Source organism: bacterium (Candidatus Blackallbacteria) CG13_big_fil_rev_8_21_14_2_50_49_14 (assembly GCA_002783405.1).
In the GTDB taxonomy this organism is placed as follows: Bacteria; Cyanobacteriota; Sericytochromatia; order UBA7694; family UBA7694.
The window spans coordinates 106,141-115,421 of the sequence record PFGG01000045.1 but is presented as its reverse complement, the minus strand read 5'-3'; the positions used below and the strand labels follow the sequence as shown (position 1 = coordinate 115,421).

At 46.8% G+C, this 9,281-nt stretch carries 7 protein-coding genes and 1 pseudogene; 5 read left to right on the top strand and 3 right to left on the bottom strand.

Translation table 11 applies throughout. The features are described from left to right. The 5 genes and pseudogenes from COW20_11165 to COW20_11145 all read left to right on the top strand — a co-directional run bounded on the left by COW20_11165 (nt 1) and on the right by COW20_11145 (nt 5,523). Nucleotides 1-151: pseudogene (locus COW20_11165) on the top strand (transposase). A 394-nt stretch (nt 152-545) separates the two neighbouring features. After that, a complete protein-coding gene (locus COW20_11160; GenBank protein ID PIW48086.1) occupies nt 546-3,368 on the top strand; it encodes a hypothetical protein in 2,823 nt (940 codons plus the stop codon). Nucleotides 3,369-3,599: 231 nt separating this feature from the next. Next, on the top strand, nt 3,600-4,154 hold the full coding sequence (locus COW20_11155) for a PadR family transcriptional regulator (protein PIW48085.1): 555 nt from the start codon (nt 3,600-3,602) through the stop codon (nt 4,152-4,154). 28 nt (nt 4,155-4,182) lie between these two features. Continuing rightward, a complete protein-coding gene (locus COW20_11150; protein PIW48084.1) occupies nt 4,183-4,938 on the top strand; it encodes an MBL fold metallo-hydrolase in 756 nt (251 codons plus the stop codon). Next, nucleotides 4,939-5,523, top strand: coding sequence for a hypothetical protein (locus tag COW20_11145; GenBank protein PIW48083.1), 585 nt, complete (start codon nt 4,939-4,941; stop codon nt 5,521-5,523). A gap of 66 nt (nt 5,524-5,589) precedes the next feature. On the opposite strand, the gene COW20_11140 is transcribed toward COW20_11145, so the two are convergent. The 3 genes from COW20_11140 to COW20_11130 are packed head-to-tail and all read right to left on the bottom strand — an operon-like array spanning nt 5,590 to nt 9,279. Continuing rightward, nucleotides 5,590-5,847 (bottom strand): hypothetical protein, encoded by a 258-nt coding sequence (locus COW20_11140; protein PIW48082.1) that lies wholly within the window; start codon nt 5,845-5,847, stop codon nt 5,590-5,592. Next, nucleotides 5,834-8,443, bottom strand: a complete 2,610-nt coding sequence (gene cphA / locus COW20_11135; protein PIW48081.1) for a cyanophycin synthetase — start codon at nt 8,441-8,443, stop codon at nt 5,834-5,836. Before cphA ends, COW20_11140 begins: the two co-directional genes overlap by 14 nt. Then, nucleotides 8,440-9,279 carry a cyanophycinase gene (locus tag COW20_11130; protein PIW48080.1) on the bottom strand — a complete coding sequence of 280 codons (840 nt, stop codon included), beginning with the start codon at nt 9,277-9,279 and terminating at the stop codon, nt 8,440-8,442. Before COW20_11130 ends, cphA begins: the two co-directional genes overlap by 4 nt. Between the last annotated feature and the right edge of the window lie 2 nt (nt 9,280-9,281).

The window sequence follows — 9,281 nt, the reverse complement described above, 5'->3', positions numbered from 1 at the left end:
CAATTCACAACCCCATTTCACCACGATTGCAGATTTTATTTCCCGTTCCAGTGAAAAAATCTCCCAACTCTTTTTACAGGTACTGATGATTTGTGATGAACAGAAGCTGATTGGGCGTGAAATGTTTGCCATTGATGGCTGCAAACTGCCGCCCCGCTTTAAGGATTACAAATGCCATGATAGATATCCCAAGAAAGAGAAATCTGAGCAGGCCTCAGAACCAAACAAATTCACTGACCTTGGTGATTTTTTTGAATTCAACATTCATGAAACAACGCCAAATAGGTGATATAATAAGATTCATTAGCTGGCCTATTAGCATCTTATTCACTCGTTTTTGGCTTATTCACTCGTTTTGGGATGATGAGGATTTTTATCCGTTGAGTTTATCTGTTGGATTCATCTATTGAACATTTGGCAATTGGGCAACCGACAATTAAGCATCTGGCAATATTGAGAAAAATAAGTGATTGAATGCCTGTGTGCAGATTATCGTTTGCTGTTCGGTTTCAAGTCGACATCAAATAAATGAAGGATGCACATTTATGCTTGAGTCAAAGAAATGGTTCACTTTCGGTTGCGCTGCCAGTTTATTGCTTGCTTGCCAGGCAAATCCCCTGCCGGGCCCCATTGCATCGGTTACGATCAAGGCCTCCCTGCCTCCCTCAACGCTTGTGAAGCCATCACCCGCTTCCATCCCCATTGTGAGTCCCAAGCCACCGCAAGAGCCAGAGACACCTCAGAGCACAGCTTCTACAGAACCAAAAACAAAGGTATTCCATGCCTCACCAGAGCTCATTGCCTCTGTAAATGCATTAAAAATCTCTGTCTCCTCTCGTTTTTTAAGCGGAATAGGTGATAGCAGACAAATTACAATCACAGCCTTGGATGCCAACGGACAGCCACTCGATATCTCAAACTTGCCTTTGGAGTACCATTCTTCTCGGCCCCAAGATTTTCAAATAACCCCTCAGGGGCAATTGACTGCTCTGGTAGATTTTGGCTATTCGGAAATTCAGGTGACCCTTCCGGGTACATCTGCCAGTGCATCACTTTTGTTTTCCGTAACAGCTTCAAATCTTGGCGGCAGTACCTTTAGCCCCCCTCTTCCAACACCCACCCCGACTGCCACCCCCCTGCCCCCACCCAGTCTGGATGCTGTCGCGGGCACAGCTTACCAGATTGGCATGAATGTAAGTGTCTCAGGTACGCGTTTGGATACAATTAAAAAAATCACAGTCGATGGTGTAGTCGCACCGCTACTGGCGCAAAGCCCGACATCCATACAATTCCAAATACCCGCAGGTGCTGTGGCTGGAGCATTGGTTTTGCAAGGTTCAGAAAACAACCTGCAAGCCCAACTCAATCTGAGCAACCGGGTTTGGTTTGTTCATGATACGGCCAGCGGCAATAATACGGGGGCCTCTTGGGCTGACGCTTTTACGCAATTGCAGTCTGCACTTGCCCTGGCAAAACCCACAGACGAAGTTTGGTTGGCCAAAGGCAGTTATCGGCCCTCCAATACAGGTGATCGCACAGCCCACTTTATGGTGCCTGCCCAGGTGCGCCTGTATGGTGGTTTTGCTGGTAGCGAGACCGTTTTGGCAAGCCGCAACATCGCCGCCAACGAATCCATTTTAAGCGGAGATCTCAATAAAGACGATGTTTATGGTGCCCTGCCCTTTGGCAATCCCAGTGACAACTCCATCAATATCCTGCGCCATGGCGATGCAGCCCTAATCGATGGTGTGGTGATCGAAGGCGGCTATGCCAATACAACCTCTGATCTGCCTTCTCCACGTGGTGCCGGCTTGTATACCGGCAACCAATCGCTGACTTTGCGCAATACGATTTTTCGCAATAATTACTCAGTGGATCGGGGAGGAGCCTGGTACAAAGAAGGTGGGAATCAAGAACTTAGCCTGGTCAGTTTTTTGCGTGTCGCAGGAACAGGCGGTGGGGGCGGGGGCATTTACAATAATGCGGGCAATCTCAATTTGCTACACGTCAGTTTCGATACCTGCCAAGCCAATGGCGCTGGCGGGGGCGGCATTTATAACAACAGCACTGCGGCCAGCCTGAGCATCAGCGACTCCAGCTTTAACGCCTGTCAGGCCAATGGCGGCGGGGGGGCTGGCATTCGCAGCACAGGTGGAACTTTGACTTTAACACGTGTAAATTTTACAAATAACAAAGCAACCGGGGCTGGGGGGTCTGCTATTTACGCTCCGAACAATTCCAGTTTGCAATTGACAGATGTAAGTGCCAGCAATAATAGCCACAGTCTGGGTACGTTCAATATCTCATCCGGCACTCTCACAGCAGTTAAATTGAATTTAAAAGACAATACCGCCACCTCCCCAGGGGGGGGAATTTATGCCTCCTCTTCCAATCTGAATATTTCTCAATCCAGCTTTGACAATAACAAATCAACTTCTGTGGGCGGTGGGATCTATGTCACGGGTGTCAATACATTCACCCTGGCAAATACGATCTTAAAGAACAATACAGCTACCTCTCCTGGCGGTGGCCTTTATCTCTCAGGAAGCACGCAAGCAGATATTACAGATTGTACTTTTGAACTGAACAAATCCCAAAGCAACGGCGGAGGAATGTATTTCACTGGTACCCAACTCAATCTATTGCGGACACTCTACCAGCAAAATCAGGCGACCTTTCCTGGAGGGGGCGCATATATCAACGCAACAAAACTGAACCTGAGTGACAGCCGCATCTTGAATAATATCAGCCAGAACATCGGTGGAGGGATGTACCTTTCAGCAGGAACGTTCATGGCCCTGGACAAGTTGATGGTGGTGGGAAATCAAGCGACCCTATCAGGGGGTGGGTTGTATTTGGCGGGTTCTGGAAGCCCCGTAATCAGCCGTTCGGCATTTGCCAATAATAGCTCAGCCGCTGAAGGCGGCGGGCTTGCCAATAATGCTGGAAATCTACAGCTGCAACAGGTGAGTTTCTCTGAAAACACAGGCACCGCTGGCCATGCCATTCATATGGGCAGTGGCAACCTGAACCTGCGCAATAGCATCGTTTGGGACAATGAAGCCAACCCCATTAATCTCCAGACCAATCTATTGACCTCTCTGTATTCCGTCTTGCGCGATTTGGGCAGCTATACTCTGCAAGCGGGTTCTACGGGCAATGTGGCAACGGATCCCGCTTTTCTTGCCATAGCAGATCCCGATGGGGCAGATAATCTCTATTTCAGCGCTGACGATGGCCTGTCCCTGACAGTGGGGTCAGCCGCTCTAAACCTGGATAGCTCAGGAACAAACCCACTCACGCAGGACATTACGGGTCGGGCTTATAGCGGCAATCCTGACGCTGGTGCCTATGAGCTTATTCCCTAGAGTATTTTAGTTTCTGGGACTCCTCATGCAATCCCATAGAATCCGCTTGCATCAGGGATATCTGACCCTGATGCTCATGTTCGGTGTCTCTGTTCCGAAGGTTCCAGACCGTGACTTCCATAGGCACAGCGAATTGCTACTTTCATTCCTACAAAAACAAACCAGTACGTTGACAGCTATATCAGACTGATATACGATAACTATATCAGTCTGATATAAGGAAAGAAAAATGTGGCTATAAAAAATAAAACCAGATATGCGTTATTAGGCGTTTTGGCGATAAAGCCAAGCTCAGGATACGATATCAAAAAATTCTGTGACAGAACGATTTCACATTTTTGGAATGAAAATTTTGGACATATCTATCCTGTCCTTTCTCAATTAGAGAAAGAAGAGCTGATCAGGATACTGGATACCGGTGATAGTTCAAGAAAGAAAATTTATCAAATTACTGAACAAGGAAAAGAAGTTCTTAAAGACTGGATGCTTGAAGCAACCGAGATTCAACCGTCACGTCATGAGCTTTTACTTAAATTCTCGTTTGGCAGCAATTTGACACCTGAACTGATGATCGACATGCTTGAGACTTCAAAAGTGCAGTATCAACAGAAACTGCACTTATTAAAAACGCTTGAAGAAGAATATCATGCCAATTCCTGCATCAACAAAAATGTAAATTTCATTTATCTTTCGTCATCCTTCAGATATGTGCTTATTGAAATAGAAGGAATTCTGAAATGGATAGATGAAACAATTGAAAAGTTTAGTTTTACTCTGAATAAATAAAGGAGAATGCCAATTATTGGCTGCATACATGATGAATATGTCTGAAGGATTAAAAATACTGGATATTCCAAAGAGCTTTATAGGCGGCGATGGTGTAATCAATCCAGTGTTGCTATGGGATAGCGAATCCGTTGTTTTGATTGATACTGGTTTTCCTGGGCAAGCTGACTTGTTTATAGATGCTATTGAGGAGACCGGCAGCTCATTGAATGAATTATCTCATATTTTAATTACACATCAAGATTTAGATCATATTGGCAGCTTAAGTTCATTACAAAAAATGGCATCGGAACATTTAATGACCGTATCTCATTGTGATGAAAAGCCATATATTGAATTTACAAAAATGCCAATCAAAATGACGCCAGAAAGAATAACTCAGATAGAAAAGAAACTTCAAGGCAAAATAAACGGTACGATTGTGGACATGCTTGAAGAACTGAAGTCTAAAGTAAATAATTCCGTAAAAGATGGAGATTATTTGGATATATGCGGTGGAATTGATGTCATTCACACGCCAGGACATACACCGGGACATCTTTGTTATTACTTAAAAAAATATAAGACAGTTGTTGTTGGAGATGCTCTTAATCTTGTGAATGGAGTCTTGGAAGGTCCAGATCCCAATTTCACAAATGATATGGATCTGGCAACTCAATCACTTGAAAAACTGCTAGAACTTGATTTCGAAAATATCATCTGTTATCACGGTGGTTTGTTAAAAGATGATGCAAAAGCCAAACTTGAACTATTATGTAATATTGAATCTATAAAGAGATTATAAATGAGAAAAATTATTGATAAATTAAATAAATTTTCTACATGGAAGTTTATTTCAATATCTTTTGTTTTATTTGCCGCTCTCAAAACAGTATTTGATAAGATTGTATCGCCACAGCTTAAAGCTCTGACGGGTGGATATGATGCTCCAGACGTTGTTTTTGGATACAATTATGAATATTTGAAGAATTTTTTGTTATTGTCTAAAAAGGAGGGACTACAATATTACATCACACATTTTACTTCTGTAGATCTGCTCTTTCCCTTAATAGGTGCACTGTTTTTGAGTTTGGCCTTATTGGCGCTCCTCAAAAGAATCGTCTCTGAAGATAGCAAAATGTACTATTTGAGTCTTTTACCCTTCGTTGGTATGGGCTTTGATTATCTTGAAAATATATGTATTGTGGCTTCAATATTCTATTTGCCAAAAATATCGAATGTTCTGTTGCTGTTGGTTTCTAAAATATCAATTTTAAAACTTTTTTTTGGAATGATATGTCTTCCGATTATAAGTATTTTACTGGTCACTTTACTTTTAAAAAAACTATCTGCCAGAAAACAAAATTATAGTCTTTTAAATCAAAAATAGAGCTTGAATACTGCCGGTATTTGTCAAGGTCGTTGTCAGGTGAGTCATGCAGCCGACCGTTCAGAATCAGGCAGATTTACCGGATTTAAAGCAAGGGCTCCAATAGGTGTCCAATTGCGGGTCTTTCCTGACCAACGGCCTGGGTTCAGACGTGGAGGGGCTGAAACCCTGAATAAAAGTCTGTTTCCAACGTTCTTCTGGATAAAGGCCTTTGTTGCGGCAATATTCGCTTAATTCCTGAGCGGTGAGACTGGCGGTTTCCATCAGGACAGCAAATTTATCCTGACACAGGGCGTCCCTGGCTGTCTGTTTAAATTCCTGCAATCACTTGGCGGTAGCGCTCCATAATTTGGCTCATGATTGGCTCCAGTTTGTTGGGGTTGATCACCAAAAGATCGCCCTTTTGGGCCTGGGCAAAGAGCTGATTTAAAGCCTCTGCCACAGGCACGATCTCAATTTGCGTCTCGGCAAGCCCGCCCAAGAGCAGGCCCTCACGCACCAACTCAGGTGTCTGACCTTCAGGCCTTTGGCGCGGATCAAAGTCAGTCAAAATGACGCGGTCATAGAGCGGTGCCAGGGCCTTGCCATAGGCAATAATTTGCTGATCTGTGCGGCTGCCAGTGCCATGGCAAAGCCCTATCTTTTGGCCCTGGGCCAGCCTGGGTAATAAGCCCTGCAAAGCCGTTGCCGAGTCGGCATTGTGGCAGTAATCTACTAGCACTTTGTAGGTCTGAAAATCAAAGAGGTTCATGCGGCCTGGATTCTGATTGGCAGAAGGATAAAAGGTCATGATGCCGTTGCGAATCTGCTCCAATGGCAGGTTTAAGCCCTGTAGCGCGGCAATCGCCGCCAGGGCATTTGAAATATTAAAATCAACAATGCCGCCAAAGCTAATCGGGATTTCTTCGAGACTGCAAACAGGAATATCCAAACCCTGTTTGCGGATCAAGACATTGCGCTGCTCAACGGTAACCACCGTGCCCCCCTTGGAGATATGCTCAGCCAGCAGCGGATTATGGACATTGAGCGAAAACAAAATAATCTTGCCCCGTGCGCGCTCGGCAACGCTCATGGTGATGGGGTCGTCTGCGTTTAAAACCGCTGTGCCCTCTTTTTTGACCACTTCAATCACCGTGGATTTGACCAAAGCGAGATCTGTTTGCGTTTCTATCCAATCTGTGCCCATATGATCGCTGCCAATATTTAAGAGCACGCCCACATCCACTTCATCGACCCCCAGCCCGCGCCGGATGATGCCGCCACGGGCCACCTCTAAGACAATATGGTCAACACTGGGCTCTCTAACAACAATACCCGCTCCTTCGGGGCCACTGTAATCGCCACTCAAGACAAAGTTGCCATCAATGGCAATGCCTGTGGTGCAGGCCAGCCCGACTTTTTTGCCTGCGTATTTCAAGGCGTGGGTGATCAGTTTTGCGGTGGTGGTTTTGCCATTGGTACCCGTGATAGCCACAACCGGCACCTGGGTATAACCCTGGGGAAAAAGCATATCCACCAGCGGTTTGGCCACATTGCGCGAAGTGCCGTGGGTGGGTTCTAAATGCATGCGAAAGCCAGGTGCAGCATTGACCTCGACCACTTTGAGACCAGATTGATGCAAAGGCAGGGAGATATCGCGGGCCAAAGCATCGATACCGACACAGTCCAATCCAATAATCTGAGCCGTGCGTTCGGCCATCAGGCGAATCTCAGGATGCACTTCATCGGTGACATCTGTAGCTGTGCCGCCTTGGCTGAGATTGGCAGTGGCTTTGAGGTAGATCTTTTCGCCAGGGGCAGGACAATCAGCCAAAGACAAGCCTCTGAGGGCCAAGAGTCTTGCGGTCATGGAATTGACTTCAATTTGGGTCAGGACCTTTTCATGGCCAAAGCCGCGCCGGGGATCGGCATTGACGCCTTGAATCAGCGCGGCAATCGTGGACTGGCCATCGCCGACCACATGGGCCGGTTCGCGCGTGGCAGAAGCCACAAACTTGCCAGCGATCACCAAAAAGCGATAATCTCCACCGTTCACATATTCTTCGACAATTACCTCATGGTGATAAGCCTGGGCTTCGTGAAAGGCTTTGATCAATTGTTCGCGATCGCTAATATTGATGGTGGAGCCATTGCCGTGATTGCCCACATCGGGCTTGACCACCACCGCCGCAGAGATCTCTTCAAAAACAGCCAGGGCCTCGGCTTCGCTGGTGACTATCTGGCCCTTGGGTACGGGGATACCCGCATTTTTCAAATAGGCTTTGACATCGCTTTTGCCATCGGCAGTTTCGACGGCAATGGCTGAGGTCTGACTGGTAATAGAAGCCTGAATCCGCTTTTGGTAAGCGCCATAGCCCAATTGAATATGGCTGTCTTGATTGAGGCGAATGCAGGGTATACCGCGTGATTGCGCTTCTTCGACAATGCTCCAGGTGGTGGGGCCAAGCATATTGTCTTCGCGCAAAATCTTGAGTTCGGCCACGGCCTGATCCAAATCAAAGGGCCGGTCTTCTGCCAGGGCCTCAAAGAGGGCTACCGCTGATTGAGCGGCTTTTAAGCCCACTGATTCGACCAGGTATTTAAACACCACCAGATAGATACCCGTTTGTTCTGTGTCGAGGGTTTTGCCATAGGCCACTTCCATGCCCGCCAAACACTGCAATTCGATCGCGATATGCTCAATAATGTGTCCGGCCCAGGTGCCCTGGCTAAGGCGCTGAACAAAGCCACCGGGCCCACCAATGGAGCAGCCATGCATTTGCAAGCTGGGTATCAAAGCCAAAAGGCGCGCGTTAAAGCCTGGCAATTTGTCTGAGGGGGTTAATTCGTAGCCTGCGATATCCACAACCATAAAAATAGCGGGGTGGCGGCTGTGGCGATTGGGGCCGCGCAGGGCTTTGAGTTCTTGAATTGTAATCATGGGCTTTCCTTTTTTTCTGTGACAATCGGAGCAATAAATTTGCGGGTTTTGAAATCAAAGCCATAGCTCTTGACCAGCGAGTGAATACGCACGTTTTCGACCGCAATTGGCCCCCCCAATTGAATATCCATGATATTCGAATGGCCAATATCACAGCCATCGACAATCAGGACTTGGCCTGTGCCAATCACTTCGAGGGTTTCATCGCCTTTGAGCAACACCCCCGAGTCTTCACCAATACCCACACCAATACAGGTGGGATTGGTGGTAACAATCTGAATCAGACGCCCCAAACGGCCCCGCGCCATAAAATGGGTATCAAAGATAATATTCTCAACAAAGCCAAAGCCAGAGGTGGTGAGCACTTTGCCTTTGACCAAGCCCTCTTCACTGCTGCCTTCGTAGATCATGGTGTCTGAGAAAACAGCTGCTCCAGCACTGGTACCTGCAATCAATGCCCCGGTATCGAGCTTGTGATGCATGGCTTCGAGTATGCGCGAGCCACCCAAAATGGTGGTGAGACGCAATTGGTCACCTCCAGCCAAAAAAATCAAGTCGAGATCTTTGAGGGTTTTGGCGATGGCCTTGTCATTGGCCTGGGCCCGTGTGCGAATATCCAAAATCACGATCTCAGCGGCGCCCAAAGCCGTAAACACAGCCTGGTAGTCTTTGGCTCTTTGTTCGGGCTCTTCGCTGGCAGTGGTAACAATACCCACCTTAAAATCTGGTTTGCCAATCTCTTGTACCACGCGTTTGAGTACCAATAATTGATCGGATTTGTCTTCGTTGCCGCCAATGGCGATCAGTCGCCCCTGAAAAAAAGGTTTTAAGGCCATAT

Coding starts and splice junctions, on each gene's coding strand:
- COW20_11160 (PIW48086.1), top strand. CDS start 546: ATGCTTGAGTCAAAGAAATGGTTCACTTTCGGTTGCGCTGCCAGTTTA.
- COW20_11145 (PIW48083.1), top strand. CDS start 4,939: ATGAGAAAAATTATTGATAAATTAAATAAATTTTCTACATGGAAGTTT.
- COW20_11150 (PIW48084.1), top strand. CDS start 4,183: ATGATGAATATGTCTGAAGGATTAAAAATACTGGATATTCCAAAGAGC.
- COW20_11130 (PIW48080.1), bottom strand. CDS start 9,279: ATGGCCTTAAAACCTTTTTTTCAGGGGCGACTGATCGCCATTGGCGGC.
- cphA (PIW48081.1), bottom strand. CDS start 8,443: ATGATTACAATTCAAGAACTCAAAGCCCTGCGCGGCCCCAATCGCCAC.